This window comes from Sporosarcina sp. NCCP-2222 (genome assembly GCF_023168145.1).
Taxonomy (GTDB): Bacteria; Bacillota; Bacilli; order Bacillales_A; family Planococcaceae; genus Sporosarcina.
Genome location: NZ_BQYK01000001.1, coordinates 352,886 through 370,527 on the forward strand (window position 1 = coordinate 352,886; position 17,642 = coordinate 370,527).

15 protein-coding genes and 1 other annotated feature (1 of these 16 cut by a window edge) are annotated in these 17,642 nt (G+C 44.2%); of the genes, 2 read left to right on the top strand and 13 right to left on the bottom strand.

All coding sequences use genetic code 11. The annotated features are described in order from the left end of the window. Nucleotides 1-76 (bottom strand) — a binding site (T-box leader) (it extends 146 nt beyond the left edge of the window). 239 nt (nt 77-315) lie between these two features. The 12 genes from NCCP2222_RS01970 to NCCP2222_RS02025 form a co-directional block, all read right to left on the bottom strand. Continuing rightward, nucleotides 316-1,221, bottom strand: a complete 906-nt coding sequence (locus NCCP2222_RS01970; RefSeq protein ID WP_248509106.1) for a hypothetical protein — start codon at nt 1,219-1,221, stop codon at nt 316-318. 133 nt (nt 1,222-1,354) lie between these two features. Further along, on the bottom strand, nt 1,355-2,647 hold the full coding sequence (hemL, locus tag NCCP2222_RS01975) for a glutamate-1-semialdehyde 2,1-aminomutase (RefSeq protein ID WP_248509108.1): 1,293 nt from the start codon (nt 2,645-2,647) through the stop codon (nt 1,355-1,357). Beyond that, nucleotides 2,648-3,628: a porphobilinogen synthase gene (hemB, locus tag NCCP2222_RS01980; RefSeq protein ID WP_248509110.1), complete on the bottom strand. Its 981-nt coding sequence runs from the start codon at nt 3,626-3,628 to the stop codon at nt 2,648-2,650. Next, the gene (locus NCCP2222_RS01985) at nt 3,625-4,389 is read right to left on the bottom strand and encodes a uroporphyrinogen-III synthase (RefSeq protein WP_248509111.1); all 765 of its coding nucleotides are present in this window, start codon (nt 4,387-4,389) and stop codon (nt 3,625-3,627) included. The genes hemB and NCCP2222_RS01985 overlap by 4 nt, the downstream gene beginning before the upstream one ends. Further along, a complete protein-coding gene (gene hemC / locus NCCP2222_RS01990) occupies nt 4,382-5,311 on the bottom strand; it encodes a hydroxymethylbilane synthase (RefSeq protein WP_248509112.1) in 930 nt (309 codons plus the stop codon). The genes NCCP2222_RS01985 and hemC overlap by 8 nt, the downstream gene beginning before the upstream one ends. Nucleotides 5,312-5,361: 50 nt before the next feature. After that, the gene (gene ccsA, locus NCCP2222_RS01995) at nt 5,362-6,192 is read right to left on the bottom strand and encodes a cytochrome c biogenesis protein CcsA (protein ID WP_248509113.1); all 831 of its coding nucleotides are present in this window, start codon (nt 6,190-6,192) and stop codon (nt 5,362-5,364) included. 87 nt (nt 6,193-6,279) lie between these two features. After that, nucleotides 6,280-7,632 (bottom strand): glutamyl-tRNA reductase, encoded by a 1,353-nt coding sequence (gene hemA / locus NCCP2222_RS02000; RefSeq protein WP_282570630.1) that lies wholly within the window; start codon nt 7,630-7,632, stop codon nt 6,280-6,282. Nucleotides 7,633-7,828: 196 nt separating this feature from the next. Continuing rightward, nucleotides 7,829-8,410, bottom strand: coding sequence for a ribosome biogenesis GTP-binding protein YihA/YsxC (gene yihA / locus NCCP2222_RS02005; RefSeq protein ID WP_248509127.1), 582 nt, complete (start codon nt 8,408-8,410; stop codon nt 7,829-7,831). After that, nucleotides 8,407-10,725, bottom strand: coding sequence for an endopeptidase La (gene lon / locus NCCP2222_RS02010; protein ID WP_248509128.1), 2,319 nt, complete (start codon nt 10,723-10,725; stop codon nt 8,407-8,409). The genes yihA and lon overlap by 4 nt, the downstream gene beginning before the upstream one ends. A gap of 120 nt (nt 10,726-10,845) precedes the next feature. Next, nucleotides 10,846-12,111, bottom strand: a complete 1,266-nt coding sequence (gene clpX / locus NCCP2222_RS02015; RefSeq protein ID WP_238082352.1) for an ATP-dependent protease ATP-binding subunit ClpX — start codon at nt 12,109-12,111, stop codon at nt 10,846-10,848. Nucleotides 12,112-12,256: 145 nt separating this feature from the next. Beyond that, nucleotides 12,257-13,543, bottom strand: a complete 1,287-nt coding sequence (gene tig, locus NCCP2222_RS02020) for a trigger factor (protein WP_248509133.1) — start codon at nt 13,541-13,543, stop codon at nt 12,257-12,259. Between the two features lie 126 nt (nt 13,544-13,669). Next, complete coding sequence (locus NCCP2222_RS02025) at nt 13,670-14,641, bottom strand: tetratricopeptide repeat protein (protein WP_248509134.1); 972 nt, start codon at nt 14,639-14,641, stop codon at nt 13,670-13,672. 634 nt (nt 14,642-15,275) lie between these two features. On the opposite strand from NCCP2222_RS02025, the gene NCCP2222_RS02030 reads away from it, so the two are divergent. Both NCCP2222_RS02030 and NCCP2222_RS02035 read left to right on the top strand, forming a co-directional pair. Beyond that, nucleotides 15,276-16,052, top strand: coding sequence for a DUF2935 domain-containing protein (locus tag NCCP2222_RS02030; RefSeq protein WP_248509770.1), 777 nt, complete (start codon nt 15,276-15,278; stop codon nt 16,050-16,052). Between the two features lie 85 nt (nt 16,053-16,137). Beyond that, complete coding sequence (locus NCCP2222_RS02035) at nt 16,138-17,007, top strand: SDR family oxidoreductase (RefSeq protein WP_375709147.1); 870 nt, start codon at nt 16,138-16,140, stop codon at nt 17,005-17,007. Between the two features lie 134 nt (nt 17,008-17,141). On the opposite strand, the gene NCCP2222_RS02040 is transcribed toward NCCP2222_RS02035, so the two are convergent. After that, complete coding sequence (locus tag NCCP2222_RS02040; RefSeq protein WP_248509137.1) at nt 17,142-17,342, bottom strand: helix-hairpin-helix domain-containing protein; 201 nt, start codon at nt 17,340-17,342, stop codon at nt 17,142-17,144. Nucleotides 17,343-17,642 lie beyond the last annotated feature (300 nt).

Sequence of the window (17,642 nt, forward strand, 5' to 3'; positions counted from 1 at the left end):
ATTCATAAGCTCTTTCACCAGGCGAGCCCTCTCTAAAATGAACCGTCATGTGTACTATCCCGTTCCACGCATCAATATGCAATTGACCTTATTGTACCGGAATGGAATAGGAAACGTCAACCACTTTACGAAAGGAAGATTGTGATGAGAAGAGGGTATAATCCTTATTTATTGCCACCATGGCTGCGGAAAACACGTTTTTATTGTAAGGGTATTATTATACCAATATGCTGCTTTCAATTGATCCGTGTATTAGTCGTACCGACAACCGGCGACTTTCTCCTGCTCTGTCTGTTATGCGGAATCGCGTTTCTGTTATACAAAAACATCATTTGAACGGAAGGTCGTTGTGGTCCATTCATCTTGAAGACTCGCGATGTATGATAGCATGTCGTCTCCCCCAGTGAACGAACTGCTGTCATACGTTGCGACGTGCGCTTCGAGAGCAGTCTGTTCTTCCTGACGCGGGGCCTTTTCTGTAACTGCCACTGCCACCTTCTCTTCCGGCTCTGCAGCCATCGCCTCGACCGTGTCTTCAGCTTTACTTTCTGCTAACGGCGCCGTTGCCTCTTCAACTATATCTTCCTTTTCAACAGCCGCCGATGCTACTGCGTTCTCCTCAACTTTTCCTTCGCTCACTTCAGCTTGAATGATTTGCTTGGATACCACTTGCTTTTCGGTTTTTGTCTCCGCATGAACAACAGCTTCTTCCTTTTGTGCAGCCGCTTTTTCCTTCTGCTCATCTGCAACAACCGGCTCCTTCTTTGCGACCTCATTTACCGCTGCTTCGGGTTCCTTTACCTTACCCTCCGCCAATTTATTACTGTCTTCTCCATATACACAATCCACATCCCAAGTGATTTGAAGAACCCCTTCTTCATCGACGGTTGTCTTCACATCTTTCGCATGGACATGCATTGGATGGCCTACTTCCGGCGGTAGATCGATGTTTAGCGGCACCGCATACTCAAAATATCCTTGCATGCCTTCCAGTTCTACATCATCAATAAATACTGCCGAATCGGGAAGTCCTTCGCGACGTTCCCCTTCTAGAAAATTGATTTTCGCAGCGATATGGTAGATGCCCGTCAACCTCACAGCGTCATCCGTTCTCTTTTCAGTAAAACCGGCCTTCACTTTCACCGACTGGGCATCTTGAGGAACGCCGATATGTCCCGGGAAATAAAATGATTCTTCCATCTTCCATTGTAAATTCCTCAACGAATTCCCTCCCTTGCTTCTTCTCATTTGCCATCATATGCATGGAAGCCTTGGAGTAGACTGCTTAGGCAGGAATTCAATAAAAAAACACTATGATTCGTAAATAACCGAATCATAGTGCAAAAATTTATTGTCATTTTGATAACTTCTCAAACACTGTATGGAACGCCTTCACCGTCTGTTCAATATGCTCTTCCGTATGTGCCGTGGATAGGAACATACCTTCGAATTGGGATGGCGGCAAGAAGATTCCTTCTTCGGCCATCAAACGGAAATACTCCGCGAAGAGACTCAAATCCGACGTTTTCGCTTTATCGTAATTAATGACGTCTTCGTTCGTAAAGAAGAATCCGATCATCGAACCTGCACGGTTGACTGTGTGCGGTATATCATATTTCGTAGCCGCTTCACGGAAACCAGCTTCTAACTGATCGCCAAGCTTCATGAAGTGTTCATACGAAGCAGGTGTCAGCTTTTTCAATGTCTCAATACCAGCTGTCATGGCAAGTGGATTTCCGGATAATGTACCAGCTTGATATACAGTTCCTGCTGGCGCGATATGCTCCATGATTTCCCGTTTACCGCCATAAGCACCGACAGGAAGCCCGCCTCCGATTACTTTTCCTAGGCAAGTCAAATCTGGCGTGATGCCAAAATAGCCTTGCGCACAGTTGTAACCGACGCGGAAGCCAGTCATGACTTCATCAAAGATCAACAGCGTGCCATTTTTCTCGGTCAATTCACGCAAACCTTCCAAGAAGCCAGGCTGTGGAGGAACGACCCCCATATTGCCGGCAACCGGTTCCACAATGATACCAGCGAGATCATCCCCGAATTGTTCAAAGACCGCTTTTACACTTTCCAAGTCGTTGTAGGCAACGGTAATTGTATTTTTTGCGATGCCTTCTGGAACACCGGGGCTATCCGGCAAGCCAAGTGTAGCGACACCAGAACCCGCTTTAATGAGCAAGGAATCCCCATGGCCGTGATAACAGCCTTCAAATTTCAGGATTTTATTCCGGCCTGTGTACCCGCGCGCCAGTCTTAACGCACTCATTGTCGCTTCCGTACCGGATGAAACCATGCGGACCATTTCAATAGATGGCACTCGGTCGATTACAATTTTCGCAAGTTCATTCTCAAGCAAAGTCGGAGCACCGAAGCTTGTCCCCGTTTCCGCGACTCGCTTGATTCCTTCGACTACATCTGGATCAGTATGTCCTAGGATAAGCGGGCCCCATGAAAGGACATAGTCGATATATTCGTTGCCATCGATATCTTTAATGACGGCACCTTTCCCGCTTTCCATGAAAATCGGATCCATATTGACTGACTTGAATGCACGTACCGGGGAGTTTACCCCGCCTGGCAATAAGTTAACCGCTTCGGCAAATGCCTCTCTGGATTTTTCATATTGTCTGCTCACTCAATTCTCCTCCAACCAGCGCGCCGCGTCTTTGGCATGGTATGTCATGATAATATCCGCTCCAGCACGCTTCATACTTGTCAATGTTTCAAGAACGATTTGCTTTTCGTCAATCCATCCGTTTTGTGCAGCTGCTTTGACCATTGCATACTCACCGCTTACATTGTAGGCAACAACCGGCAAGAGGACATTATTTTTCACATCGCGGATAATATCCATATAGGATAACGCCGGCTTTACAATAAGGAAGTCTGCGCCTTCCATCACATCCGACTCTGCTTCCCGCAAAGCTTCCATCCGGTTCGCATAATCCATTTGGTACGTCTTGCGGTCGCCAAATTGTGGTGCGGATTCCGCAGCATCCCGGAATGGACCGTAATAAGCGGAAGCATATTTCACCGCATAGGACATGATCGGAATATCTTCGAAGCCTGCTTCGTCCAAGCCTTTTCGGATTGCTGCAACAAACCCGTCCATCATGTTCGATGGTGCGATAATATCGGCTCCAGCCTTCGCTTGGCTTACTGCTGTCTTCGCAAGAAGATCCAGTGAAGGATCGTTCAGCACTTTCTCTCCTTCAATGACACCGCAATGTCCATGGTCTGTATATTCGCACAAGCAAGTATCCGCAACGACAATCAATTCAGGGTGACGTTCTTTTACGAAGCGAGTCGCTTTCTGGACGATTCCATGATCGTGATATGCTCCGGATCCGACTGCATCTTTTTCAGCTGGGATACCAAATAAGATAATCGAAGGGATGCCGAGCGAGACCACTTCATCCACTTCTGCGGCCAGCTGATCCAATGAAAACTGGTAAACGCCAGGCATAGAGGAAATCGGCTTTTTAATGCCTTCCCCTTCCGCTACGAAAATTGGATAAATGAAGTCTTCTTTTTTCAAGCTTGTTTCCCGCACCATTGAACGGAGTCCCGCCGAGTTACGCAGCCGGCGGTTTCTTCTGAATTGCAAGTTGGTCATCTTTGCTCATCCTTTCGTCTCGCCAAAGCGTTGACGAGTTCCATTAATGTATAAATTTCGGGAGTGGCATGGACAGAGGCTCCTTCATCGAGAAGTGCCTGCTCTGTCACATGTCCAATTGCACCGATTGTAAAACCTTCCCATCCGACAGTTGGCGCTATATTTTCTGCAAACACACGGACAGCAGAAGGACTGGCGAACAGAACGGAGACGGATGTACCCGTTCGAATCAACCGGATAATGGTCTCAACCGATTCGATGGCATTCTCTGTGCGATAGACCGTCCATTCCTTTACTGCAAAAGGCAGTTCCTCACGTATTAAGGAACCTGCCAAAGACCCCCGAAGAAACAGAACTTTCATTTGCCTGTCTCCCGAGGGGCGAAATTGCTGGACAAACGTGTCCGCACTAAAAACGGTGGGAATGAAACCGACTGTAAAACCTAACCGTTCGAGTGCAGCCGCAGTCTGTGTCCCAACTGCAGCAATATTGATGATAAACTGGTCAGCTGATAAATGAAAACGTTCCATTTTTGCATGGAACGCCCGGACAGCAGATTGACTTGTGAAAATGAGCCAATCGAATTGATTGCACTCCCGCATCCGGCTTTCATCTGTTGCCTCTACAATTTCTTCCACCCGAATGAGCGGCGCCGCAATAGGATGTCCTCCATATCGCTTGACCATATCAAAAACTTCGGGTGATTTCTTTGTTCCGGTGAAGATGACGTTTTCTCCAGCAAGCGGTTTGCCGTCAGTCATTCATTTCCGCCTTCACTTTCTCAATAACAGCAGCGGCCCCTTCTTCTTTCAGTTTGGCAGCTACCGCTTTTCCTACTTCTACAGCACTATCGCCGCTAATCGTCTCTTTGAAGATCTCCTTCGCGTCTGGAGATGCGATAAAACCAGTCAACTTCACTTCATTGCCATCCAGTTTTGCAAAACCGGCAATCGGCACTTGGCAGGAACCATCCATTTCACTGAGGAATGTACGCTCAGCCTCTACTTCTTTCCATGTTTTATCATCGGTCAGTTTCGATAGCTCTGCAAGAAGCTCATCATCATCACTTCGGCATTCGATCGCAAGTGCTCCTTGTCCGACCGCCGGGATGCAATCCTCCAGTGCCATGTACTCCGTCACAACTTCATCATTCCAGCCCATTCGCTTCAAGCCTGCCGCCGCCAATAGGATCGCATCATATTCGCCGTCCTGCATCTTTTTCAGGCGCGTATCAATATTTCCGCGAATCCACTTGATCTCAATATCTGGTCGCATTAATAGCAACTGGGAGCTTCGACGCAAGCTCGACGTTCCGACAACCGCTCCAGCCGGCAGGTCCATAAACTTGACATGGCCTTTTGAAATATATGCGTCACGCGCATCTTCACGAGGCGGGATGCAGCCGATCGTGAGTCCTTCAGGCAGAACCGCCGGCATATCCTTCATACTATGTACCGCAAAATCAATTTCCTTGTTATACAAGGCTTGCTCGATCTCTTTGACAAACAGTCCTTTTCCGCCAACTTTGGAAAGCATAACGTCAAGGATCTGATCGCCTTTCGTAACAATTTCCTTCACTTCAAATTCAAAGGGCGCCCCCGCTGCTTTCAACTGTTCAATAAACCAGTTTGTCTGCGTCAATGCGAGCTTGCTTCTTCTGGAACCTACGATGATTTTTCTCAATGAAACACATTCCTTTCCATAGAAAGCCCAATCCGTCTTCCTGACTGAAGCTAAATCCAAAAATGAAATTGTGATAGTTTACTGCCTAAGAAAAAATTGATGATGACGAAAAGAAAAGCGAAGACGTTCGCCCATGCAAAATCGTTCGCTGTCAGTTTTCCACTCTTTTGCAAAAATAATACCAAACTATAAAGCAAAATGAGAAAGAATGAGCCGATAATCTTTACATCGAAGAATGACCAATGATCGAGCGCCACTGTCGCCCATTGCATGCCTAAAATTAAACTGATCAGCAACAAAGGAATTCCCGTAAAAATAGCCGCTTTCATTCCAATTGCCGATTGATGAAGAGAAGGAAACCGGGCAAACTGCTTCGTCCATTTCTTCTTTTTCAGTACCTTATAAACTAGCAAATATAAAATGGCGAATACGAGGGATATGGCAAACGCTGCATACGAAAGAATTGCGAATGTTACATGGATAAAAAGCAATTCAGAAATGAGCGATTCACCAATGGGAGACTGTTCAATCTGAAATGGCGCAAACGTGTAAATCGTCATAAAGATGAACCCGATCACATTCAGGAAAAATACCGCAAATCCAACTTTATAGACGAGATGCAGAATGACGGACAGCGTTATGAGCAGCCACGAGAAAAAATAGATCCCTTCAAACAGGGAAAGGATCGGGAACCGTTTCGTTTCAATCATATGGAAAATCAAATAACCGGTTTGCAAAACGTATACAAGCGAGAGTATCCAAAACGCACTGCGGTGAGCGACCGTATCTTTATTCAAATAATCAATGAAATAAAATACGAGGCTCACCGCGTACAGGATGACTACAAGTTCATGGAACCTGGCCATGGTCATTTCAGCCATGATGCAATCTCTGCCTTTCAAACGATGAAAGAGCGGACGAAATCGGAAGCCCACCTTTAAACCAAAGTGTGCATCCGATTCTTCCGATCAATATGACAATTCCGGAGCGCTGCCGATTTTCACCGGTTGAACGCTGTCTTTCGATTCCGTTTTTCCGGCTGGGCTTGCAGACTCCTTCTCGGCAATGCCGAAAATTTGTTGGAATAGCGCCAGCTTTTCCATCGCATCCGGATCGGTCGCCAACTCTTTCGCCTGTAGGATCGGTTCTTTTAATAATTGATTGACAATAGATTTTGTATGTTTGTTCAGGAGTTTCTTCTCCCGATCAGTCAAATTCGGCATTTTATTTTCAATGCTAGTCATCGCATCCGCTTGGATTTGGAGCGCTTTATTCCGCAATGTCGAAATGATTGGCACAACACCAAGTGTCGCCACCCATTCTTTAAACATGACGATTTCTTGCTCAATCATGATGCCGATTTCATCAGCAGCACGCTTACGCTCAGCAAGGTTCGCTTCCACGATGCCCTGCATATCATCTATGTCATATAAGAAGACGCTTGGAAGTTCGCCAATGCGAGGATCCAAGTCACGCGGCACTGCGATGTCGACCATAAACAAAGGTTTCCCTTTACGAAGCTTCTCCACCATTTGCATAAGTTCCAAGTCGATGACAAAATCCGTAGCACCTGTCGAGCTAATCAAAATATCAGCTTCCAGCAAAGTGCATTGCAGCTCCTGCATTGATTTGGCGCTTCCGCCAAATTGTGCAGCAAGGTTTTCCGCTTTGGACAATGTCCGGTTGACGACAGTCACTTGGCCTACACCATTACCATACAAGTTTTTGATGGCGAGCTCACCCATTTTGCCTGCCCCAAGGATGACGATATGCTTATCATTCAACGTACCAAAAATCTTTTTGCCCAGTTCTACGGCAGCATAGGAAACGGAAACGGCATTTTCACCAATTGCCGTTTCTGAATGAGCCCGTTTCGCAAGCGTAATCGCCTGCTTGAACAATTCATTAAAGATTGTTCCGGTCGTGCCGATTTCCTGCGCCAATAAAAAGCTGGAGCGGACTTGGCCTAAAATTTGTGTCTCTCCGAGCACCATCGAATCGATGCCTGCCGCCACACGCATCAAATGTTCATACGCTCCGTCATTTTCGAAAATGAGCAAGTGTGGTGACAACTCATCCATGGAGAGACCAAACCAATCCGCAAGGAACCGTTTAACGTAGTAACGCCCTGTGTGCAGCTGATCCGCTACAGCGTAAATTTCCGTCCGGTTGCAAGTCGAAATGATAATATTCTCCAATATGCTTTTTTCTTGCTGCAATTGTCGCATCGCCTCAGGCAGCTCTGCTTCAACGAAAGAAACCTTCTCCCGTATTTCAACAGGCGCCGTACGGTGATTGACACCAACTACGATTGTATGCATTGGGTCCTTCACACCTCTCACGTTCTTATTCAACGGTACTTATTATAACATATTTATGTTGCAATGGCGGTTTGAATTGTGAACAAGCTATGAAATCAAACGGTTCATAAGCTGTTTTTATAATCATTATTATATAATAAACAAGTCCGGAACAGTTTTCCTGTCCGGACTTTTCCATGGTTGGAAAAATAACTTACTACATTCTACTTTCAATTTCCCTCCAGGCTTCTTCCATGCCAATTCCTTTTTCAGAGGAGAAGACGATGAGCGGGTCTTCAGGGCGAAGGTTCAATGCATCTTTGATGACTTTTTTATGTTTCATCCATTTGCCTTTTGGAATTTTATCTGCCTTCGTTGCGATGATGATGGCCGGCAGATTGTAATGCACGATAAAGTCATACATCAGCCGATCATCTTCTGAAGGCGCATGGCGCAAATCAACGATCTGGATGACGGCACGCAATTGTTCGCGGCCAGTCAAATATCGTTCGATCATTTTTCCCCAAGCTTCCCGTTCAGATTTGGATACTTTCGCATAGCCATACCCTGGCACGTCAACAAAAAATAGCTGTTCCTCAATTTTATAGAAGTTCAACGTTTGGGTCTTTCCCGGTTTGGAAGATGTCCGGGCTAAGCTTTTTCTTCCAATCATTTTATTAATAAATGAAGATTTACCGACATTTGAACGGCCAGCTAACGCAAATTCCGGATACCCATTATCCGGATATTGTTCTGGCTTAACAGCACTCATTATCATTTCCACATTATTGACTTTCATTGCAATTTTGCCTCCAATGCGATGTCGAGTACTTCTTCCGCATCCGAAACGAGCTTGAACGTCAATTCTTTTCGCACACTTTCAGGAATATCTTCTATATCGCGTTCATTATCCATTGGTAAAATGACGGTTGTCAATCCAGCGCGATGGGCACCTAAAGTCTTCTCTTTTACTCCGCCAATCGGCAACACACGGCCGCGCAGTGTGATTTCACCCGTCATCCCGACTTCCCGCCGGACAGGACGCTTCGTCAAGGCAGATACTAAAGCAGTGGCAATTGCAATGCCCGCTGAAGGTCCGTCCTTCGGCACCGCACCTTCCGGAACGTGGATATGGATATCTTGCGTTTCGTGGAATGCCTCGACTATGTTGAATTCTTCTGCCTTTGACCGGACATAGGACATCGCGGTCTGTGCTGATTCTTTCATGACATCGCCCAATTTACCTGTCAGTAGTAACCTACCTTTTCCGGGTGACAATGAAACCTCGATTTGCAACGTATCCCCGCCGACTGTCGTATAGGCAAGACCTGTCGCAACACCGACTTGATTGACTTCCTCTGCTTTACCGTGCTTAAATTTTTTCTTTCCTAACAATAATTCGACCGTCTTCGGATTAACAGTAATACTTTTCCGTTCTCCTGTAACGATCATCTTGGCAGCCTTGCGGCAAATCCGCGCAATCTCCCTCTCCAAATTCCGGACGCCGGCTTCCCTTGTATAATGGCGGACGATGTCCAAAATTGCTTCATCAGAAAAACGCACTTGGGATTTAATCAGGCCATGTTCTTTCAGCTGCCTTGGAATCAAATGATTTTTAGCAATCGACTGTTTCTCAAGCTCTGTATAGCCGGCAATTGAAATAATCTCCATCCGGTCGCGCAGTGGTCCCGGAATTGAGCTAAGATCGTTAGATGTAGCAATGAACAAGACATTCGATAGGTCATACGGCTCTTCAATGTAATGGTCGCTGAAGGTGCTGTTCTGTTCCGGATCCAGCACTTCCAACATCGCGGACGAAGGATCTCCCCGGAAGTCATTCGACATTTTATCAATTTCATCCAAAAGGAAAACAGGATTAATCGTTCCCGCTTTTTTCATCCCTTGAATGATACGGCCAGGCATTGCCCCGACATACGTACGTCGATGTCCCCTGATTTCGGATTCATCGCGCACTCCGCCAAGTGAAATACGGACAAATTTCCTGCCGAGTGATTCTGCGATTGAACGTGCCAAGGAAGTCTTTCCGACACCCGGTGGTCCATCAAGACAGAGAATAGGTCCGCGAAGCGAATTCGTCATTTGGCGGACAGCCAAATATTCCAAAATACGCTCCTTCACTTTTTCCAAACCTTCGTGATCACGATTCAATATCTCTTCTGACCGGTTAATATCGAGCTGGTCTTTCGATGCATTTGACCATGGCAATGTAACGAGCCATTCGACATAGTTCCGGATTACACCGCTTTCCGCAGCTGCAGATGGCAGCTTCTCATAGCGATCGAGTTCACGCAATGCTGCTTCTTTTGCGCCTTCCGGCATGGCAGCTCCTTCAATACGCTCCTTCAGTTCTGCGATTTCAAGCCCTTTTCCATCCTTATCGCCCAATTCCGTCTGGATGGCCTTCATTTGCTCACGCAAATAAAATTCCTTTTGCGTGCGTTCCATCGCTTCCCTGACCCGCTCGTTGATCTTTTTCTCTAAGTTCATAACTTCCTGCTCATTATGCAGCTTGCTGATCATCCACTCGAGGCGTTCTTTCACGTCCAGCATTTCAAGGATTTCCTGCTTCGAAGTAATATTAATCGGCATATGCGAAGCGAGCGTATCAGCTAGACGTCCTGGTTCTTCAATCTGTTCAAACGTCGCCAATGTTTCTTTTGATACACGTTTGGATATTTTGGCAAATTTCTTAAAATAGGAAAGAAGCGTTCGCATGAGTGCTACACTCTCCGCATCTTTCACTTGCACGTCAGGAATACTTTCCACGTCCACTACAGGATATAGATCTGCTTCCCGATAGTTCGACCACGCTGCCCGTTCCATTCCTTCAATCAACACACGATGCGTACCATTCGGCAATTGGGTCAATGATTTTACAGTGGCCAATGTGCCAATTTGATAAATATCTTCTGCCTCTGGATTTTCCATTGTAATATCGCGCTGGGTCACAAGGAAAATGAGATTTTCTTGGGCAATGGCATGTTCGATCGCAAAAACGGAGCGCTCTCTCCCGACGTCAATATGTAAAATCATCGACGGATATACCAACATCCCGCGAAGTGGCAATAAAGGTATGTTCGTTTTCAATGGCATACGGAAGTCACCTCCATAAGTTATGTATGTCCAACTTCAATGAATCCTATAAGGTGGAAAAAGCCGACAACCGACGAGCGAGTGAATCGCATCTTCGGAGTCAGCTATTTCCTCCATGCATCAAGCTGTCTTCTCTTGATCCAAATCCAGTTGGGATCCGTCCGCACGGTATAAAAGTGGGTTGGATTTACCAAGAACCGCGTCTTTTGTAATAACGCATTCCGTCACTTCCTCAAGGGACGGCAGCTCATACATGATATCCAACATGATATTTTCTATGATGGAACGCAATCCACGAGCACCCGTTTTACGCTCAATCGCTTCTTTTGCAATTTCAATTAATGCGTCATCTTCAAAACGGAGCTGCACTCCATCCATTTCGACCATTTTTTGATACTGTTTCACGATAGCGTTCTTCGGAACAGTTAAAATTTGATACAATGTATCCTCATTCAACGGCTCAAGTGTCGCGATGACTGGAAGGCGTCCTATGAATTCCGGAATGAGTCCAAATTTCTGAAGGTCTTCAGGAATTAATTGAGAAAGCACAGTACCTTCCTTCTTCTCTTCCTTCTCTTCGTTGGAACCGAATCCGATGACCTTACGTCCCGTCCGGCGTTTAATAATTTCTTCGATTCCATCAAACGCACCACCTACGATAAATAATATGTTGGTTGTGTCAATTTGAAGGAATTCTTGATGTGGATGTTTTCGGCCGCCTTGTGGCGGAACGCTGGCAACCGTACCTTCCAGAATTTTAAGCAGTGCTTGCTGCACGCCTTCCCCTGAAACATCTCGGGTGATCGATGCATTTTCAGCTTTTCTTGCCACTTTGTCGATCTCATCGATATAAATGATCCCTTTTTCTGCACGCTCAATATCAAAATCAGCGGCTTGGATCAATTTAAGAAGAATGTTTTCGACATCTTCTCCAACATATCCCGCTTCCGTCAATGAAGTCGCATCCGCAATGGCGAAAGGAACATTCAAAATACGGGCCAAAGTTTGTGCAAGCAATGTCTTCCCGCTACCTGTTGGTCCGATCAAGACAATATTCGATTTGGAAATTTCCACATCGTCGATCTTGCTGTTGGAGTTTACGCGTTTGTAATGGTTATAAACGGCAACTGCCAATGATTTCTTGGCACGATCCTGGCCAATGATATATTCATCAAGGATGCTTTGGATTTCACGTGGCTTCGGAACATCTTTCAGCTCGAAGTCTTCGTCAAGACCCACTTCCTCTTCGACGATTTCTGCACATAATTCTACACATTCATCACAAATGTAAACACCTTGGCCAGCTACAAGCTTCCGTACCTGGTCCTGTGTTTTCCCACAAAATGAACAGCTTAAATTATCTTTTTCATCATTAAATTTGAACATCATGCTCACCCCTATCAAGTGACAATCTTACAAGATTCCCCCGTGTTTATCAACTAATTAGAATTACGCGCTGGAACTGTCTGATCCTATGAAAAACAAGGTACGGACTTCCGTACCTTGTTATATTCAGCTAAACATTCGGTTATTATTCAGTAATTTTAGCGTTGTCGACAAGAAGCTCAACCGTTTTATTAAAACGAAGGTCGTTTTCAAGAACGTCCGTGCCGCCTAGTGTCTTTTTAATTTGATCGATTTCCATGCCGAATTGCTCGGACATTTTTTGAAGCTCAGCGTTGATTTCTTCTTCTGTCACTTCCACGTTTTCCGCTTTCGCGATTGCTTCAAGTGTCAAAGAAACACGTACGCGGCTTAATGCGTCGTCCTTCATTTGAGAACGTAGAGCAGCTTCGTCTTGACCAGAGAACTGATAGTATAGGTCAAGATTCATGCCTTGCATTTGAAGGCGACGGCCAAAGTCTTCCATCATGCGGTCGATTTCAGACTCGATCATCACTTCAGGAATATCCACTTCAGTGTTATTTGCTGCCGCTTCAACTAGCTCATCACGAAGAGCAGTTTCAGATGCGCCTTTTTTCTCTTCAGCAGTCTTTTCTTTCAATTTCGTACGCAATTCATCAAGAGAAGATACCTCTTCGTCGATTTCCTTTGCAAGTTCATCGTCCAAAGCCGGGATTTCTTTTGTTTTGATTTCGTTTACTTTCACTTTGAATACTGCAGGTTGGCCAGCCAATTCAGCTGCATGGTATTCTTCAGGGAATGTCAATTCAACGTCTTTTTCTTCGCCGACTTTCATGCCGACCATTTGCTCTTCAAAGCCAGGGATGAAGGATCCAGAACCAATTTCAAGATCATACCCTTCCGCTTTTCCGCCTTCAAACGGCTCTCCACCAGTGAAACCTTCGAAGTCGAGGTTGACTGTGTCTCCGTTTTCGATAGCGCCTTCTTCTTTGACTACCATTTCAGCGAAAGCTTGCTGGCGGTCTTTCAATTGAGCTTCGATTTCTTCATCTGTCACTTCAGTATCTTGGCGTTTCACTTCAAGACCTTTGTAGTCGCCGAGTTTCACTTCTGGTTTCAATTGAACGTGAGCTTTATAGACAAGCGTCTCGCCTTTGCCGATTTTCTCAACTTCAATTTCCGGTTGCGCAATCGGTTCTACATCCGCTTCATCAAGTGCGTTGGAATATGTTTCAGGCAGAATGAAGTCGAGTGCATCATTATATAGAGATTCTACTCCATACATTTTTTCAAACATTTTACGCGGCATTTTTCCTTTACGGAAACCAGGCGCTTGAACTTTTGTCACGACTTTAGCAAATGCTTTATCAAGAGCCCCATCAAATTGCTCTGCAGAAACTTCAACGGTCAACGTACCTTTATTTCCTTCTTGCTTTTCCCATTTAACTGACATTACAACTACCTCCGAATCATTATCAACAATATATTTCATCACGTATATACGTCATTTACAACCATTACAGTATATCATAGTCTTCCTATCTTTCAACAGATTTAATATCAAGTACCATCCCCTTGTTCATCGATCAAAATCAGTGTCGATGTAATGAATGAAATCAATCAGTTCATCCTCGGGCAGCTGTTGTCCTGACATCAGGCTTTCTATGTATAGTGCATACGCTTCCATCACTTCGTCAGCTGTATAGTTCCCCCAACTGAATGGATACGTAACAATCCCATATTTACGGATGATGGACTTGAGCATTTCCAGTTTGGTTGGATCTTTCTCAAATGACCTCTCCGCAAGCTCGAAGACATCACTGGTCAACTTATCTTCATTCGGCAATGGCAGCAGATTCGGGTGAACCGTCATTTCCATGCCAAACTTTCGAATTTCAACCGCTTTTCCGTACTCTGCCTGTTTTAATAAAATCAAAGCGAACGTTTTTACAATCGGTGATAATTCATCTGAACCAATAATTTTGATTAACACCGGAAGCATTGCGTCCAGCTCACCATTTTCAAGCGAAGCAAGCATCGCCTGCTGCATGTCTGTCCCAATGTCCATAAATTCTTCAAACGAGAAACGTACAGCGGGAGCATGTCCTTCGCTTTCATTGTACCGATCAGACAGGCGCTCATTCAGTTCACGCAAATAATTGAATTTCTTCAACATCCGTTCCGGAATGATCTGTTCTTCAAACAAGGTATCGATTGTCTCCCTCACTTCATCATAATGCTGCAATTGGATACTGATAGCCAAATACAATTCCATTGCCGCAATATAATCCGCTGTTCCACTATATAGGAGTCGGGCAGCAAACTCCTTGGCACGAGAGAAGTCTTTCGTCTCATAAAGCGCGATTGCATATGGGCCAAGAAACTCCGAACTATCGGGATTGTAATTAATTGCTTGGTCAAAAGCTTCCACAGCTTTTTCAAATTGTTCCTGATCTACTGCCAGTTTTCCGGCTTCCACGAGGTTTTCATAAGCTCCTGGAAAAACAATAACATTGTCCTTTTTCAGAAGCCTTCCATACTTTCGACGCAATCGCTCACCTTCTTTCTCTTCTTTCATTATAACATATAGTATTTTCCAATTAAATTTGTATTATAACCATTTGCCAAACCTATTTGTTTTTCATTACTTTTTTCCTTCAATTCCCATTATAAGAAATTAGATATTCGTGCTACAATTATGTCACAAATATAAGACAAACTGCCCAAGTGGGAGTTGAGAAGGTTGGTATCTAAATGACTCATTTACGACTCGTTGTAAACAATGAAAGAGCCAGTGGCAAACCCGTCTATTCACCAATATACTTCCCGAAAGATCGACCCCTACTTGTTAAGACGGAACTGCTTGAACGAATTACCGAATACATAGAACCTCATTATCTAGATCTTTATATTAGTGCAGCAATGGAATGTTTCGCGGATGTGCTGGAATTAGAGAGAAAATGCAACACATCTAATCAATAAGACAATCAACACTCATACAAGCACCATTTTCAAGCGTGCCCATACACAGTACATTGACCTTGTAAAACAATTTTACAAGGTTTTTTTATGTTCTACACCCGCTTTATATCGCTATCGCTGGGTTTCAGTTATTTATTATGTATGTAAAGCATAGAATGAGCCGATTGAATTTTGAAGGAGTGAGGGCTATAACGTCTTTCGTTATGCAATCGTTAGAAGAGATTCGCTTTTGGTCAAGAATTATGAAAGAACATGCTTTCTTCTTAAGCTTAGGTTTCACAGCCGACCAGACAAAGCTTATCCAAGAAGCACGGCAGTATATTGTAATATTTGAGCAAATCGAAGAACAGGCTGCCAATTATAATGCACAAACAAGTCCAGAAGTAATTCGTCAATTTAACAACCAAGTGTATCAAGCAGCCGCATCGATTTGGGCATTTAAACGAAAAGTGCTTGGCCTGATTCTGAGCTGCAAAATTATATCAAATAATATGCCTTTACTAGTAGATCACATTAGCCGAGAGGCAGCTTATTTCGCTAAACGCCTCAAGGAATTAAATGAAGGAAAATTAAAACCCCTGCCGGAAGCTATCATAAAAGAAAATGTCTTCTTTTTGCGTATCATGGCAGACCATTCCAAATTTATCGGCCATTTATTAGACCCTTCTGAACGCAAACTTGTCGAACAAGCGAGAGATTTCAGCCATGACTTTGATCAATTGTTATTTCAAGCACAAGACCTGGATAGCATGCGCCCGCAATCAGAGACCGTTCCTCTACTTGAACAATTCCTGGATCAAAACAGAGTGTCCGTTGTATCGCTTCGAGAATTCAAGAAGACGGCAAGGGAACTCATTGAGGCTTGCAAAATTAAAAGCATTATCCATCCGCTTCTTGCAGATCATGTATACAGGGAGGCCAATCACTTCCTTGAAATTATCGACGCATTTGACGAGCATCTAGTTTCGTTGCAATTATAAAAACCGCTCTTCCTCTTCCCCTTTAAAAGTTGTTTTACGAGTTATACCTTTCCAACATTGTTCTTGCGATATTTACATTGCATTTATGATGGATCCCTCTATCCACATAACGGAGCATTTGGTGTATAATTACTTTCAAAACAATAGACTTAATCATAGTCAAATTGGGGGAGCACTTGTAATGAGAGAAGTACAAAGGAAAATTGCTATTGTTACCGGGGTAAGCCGTCTGCGAGGTATCGGGGCGGCTATTTGTAACGAATTAGCCGAAGCAGGATATGATGTATTTTTTACGTACTGGACAGAGTACGATAAAAAGATGCCTTGGAGTATGTCTTCAGATGAACCGCTGAAATTAAAAGAAGAACTGTCAAAGAAGGGTGTCCGGACAGCATCTTTAGAGCTGGATCTCACTAAAGATGAGGCCCCTGATCAACTGATGAATTATGTTAAGGAACAACTTGGCAATCCAGATATTTTAATAAACAACGCAGCTTATTCGACTAATAACGATTATACAAATATTACTGCGTCTGAATTAGATAAACATTACATGGTCAATGTTCGGGCTACGACTTTGATTAGTAGTAAATTCGCTCAACATTTTACCAAGAAATCTGGCGGAAGAATAGTTAATCTTACATCGGGTCAATTTCGAGGTCCTATGCCCGGAGAATTAGCATACGCCACAACAAAGGGGGCCGTGGACGCTTTAACGATTACTATGTCAGCCGAACTAGCCCCTTTAGGGATAACAGTTAACGCCATTAATCCCGGCCCAACAGATACAGGTTGGATGACTGATGAAATAAAAAGCGGTCTAGCCCCCATGTTTCCTTTCGGTCGAATAGGGGAGCCAAAAGACGCCGCAAAATTAATTGCATTCCTAGCTAGCGAGGAAGCAGGCTGGATTACAGGCCAGATCATCCATTCAGAAGGTGGATTTATGAGATAAACCTTACTTCATGAAAACAGGAGATGATCACCAAAATTGATCATCTCCTGCAACCACCTGTTGACTCCCTTTAATTAACTACTAGTAAACAGACGTCCAAATTTCAGGTTTGAACTTGTACTAAACTTACAAGCTTATTCACTCTTAAATGAACAACCTTTTTCCTTAAGCGCATCTTTGATTATTTTTATACCTCTCGGTCCCATACCATGCAGAGCGGCTAATTCTTTTTCGGTTATTTCTACTAACTGGTTTATGTCTGTGTAACCTGCTCCCTCTAGTGCTCTTATTGCAGGTTTTGATAATCCTTTTGGAAAATTAGTAACACGTGTCATACTTTATCTCCTTTCTATAGGCGTTTTCATTAAAAACCAGAGAATGCCTTGAAACAGCCAGAAGTCATACTCCTTACAATCCACTTCATGTTTTTAGTCGTTCAACGATCATTTCCTCCGCGATTATGCCTCTCTTTCCCTTTCTGTTTTTCTCGTTTCTTCTTTTCTTTCTCTTTTTTCTTCTCTTTCTTCTCTCTTTGCTTCTCTCTCTTTTTCTGTTCCTTCTCTTTTTTCTTTTCCCTCTTCTTCTTCTCTCTTTCTTGCTTTTTCTCTTGCGCCTTCAGCTTCCCTCTCTGTTTC

Coding starts and splice junctions, on each gene's coding strand:
- tig (WP_248509133.1), bottom strand. CDS start 13,543: ATGTCAGTTAAATGGGAAAAGCAAGAAGGAAATAAAGGTACGTTGACC.
- clpX (WP_238082352.1), bottom strand. CDS start 12,111: ATGTTCAAATTTAATGATGAAAAAGATAATTTAAGCTGTTCATTTTGT.
- hemA (WP_282570630.1), bottom strand. CDS start 7,632: ATGCATACAATCGTAGTTGGTGTCAATCACCGTACGGCGCCTGTTGAA.
- hemB (WP_248509110.1), bottom strand. CDS start 3,628: ATGACCAACTTGCAATTCAGAAGAAACCGCCGGCTGCGTAACTCGGCG.
- NCCP2222_RS01985 (WP_248509111.1), bottom strand. CDS start 4,389: ATGACTGACGGCAAACCGCTTGCTGGAGAAAACGTCATCTTCACCGGA.
- NCCP2222_RS02030 (WP_248509770.1), top strand. CDS start 15,276: ATGCAATCGTTAGAAGAGATTCGCTTTTGGTCAAGAATTATGAAAGAA.
- NCCP2222_RS02040 (WP_248509137.1), bottom strand. CDS start 17,342: ATGACACGTGTTACTAATTTTCCAAAAGGATTATCAAAACCTGCAATA.
- yihA (WP_248509127.1), bottom strand. CDS start 8,410: ATGAAAGTCAATAATGTGGAAATGATAATGAGTGCTGTTAAGCCAGAA.
- NCCP2222_RS02035 (WP_375709147.1), top strand. CDS start 16,138: ATGATGGATCCCTCTATCCACATAACGGAGCATTTGGTGTATAATTAC.
- ccsA (WP_248509113.1), bottom strand. CDS start 6,192: ATGGCTGAAATGACCATGGCCAGGTTCCATGAACTTGTAGTCATCCTG.
- lon (WP_248509128.1), bottom strand. CDS start 10,725: ATGCCATTGAAAACGAACATACCTTTATTGCCACTTCGCGGGATGTTG.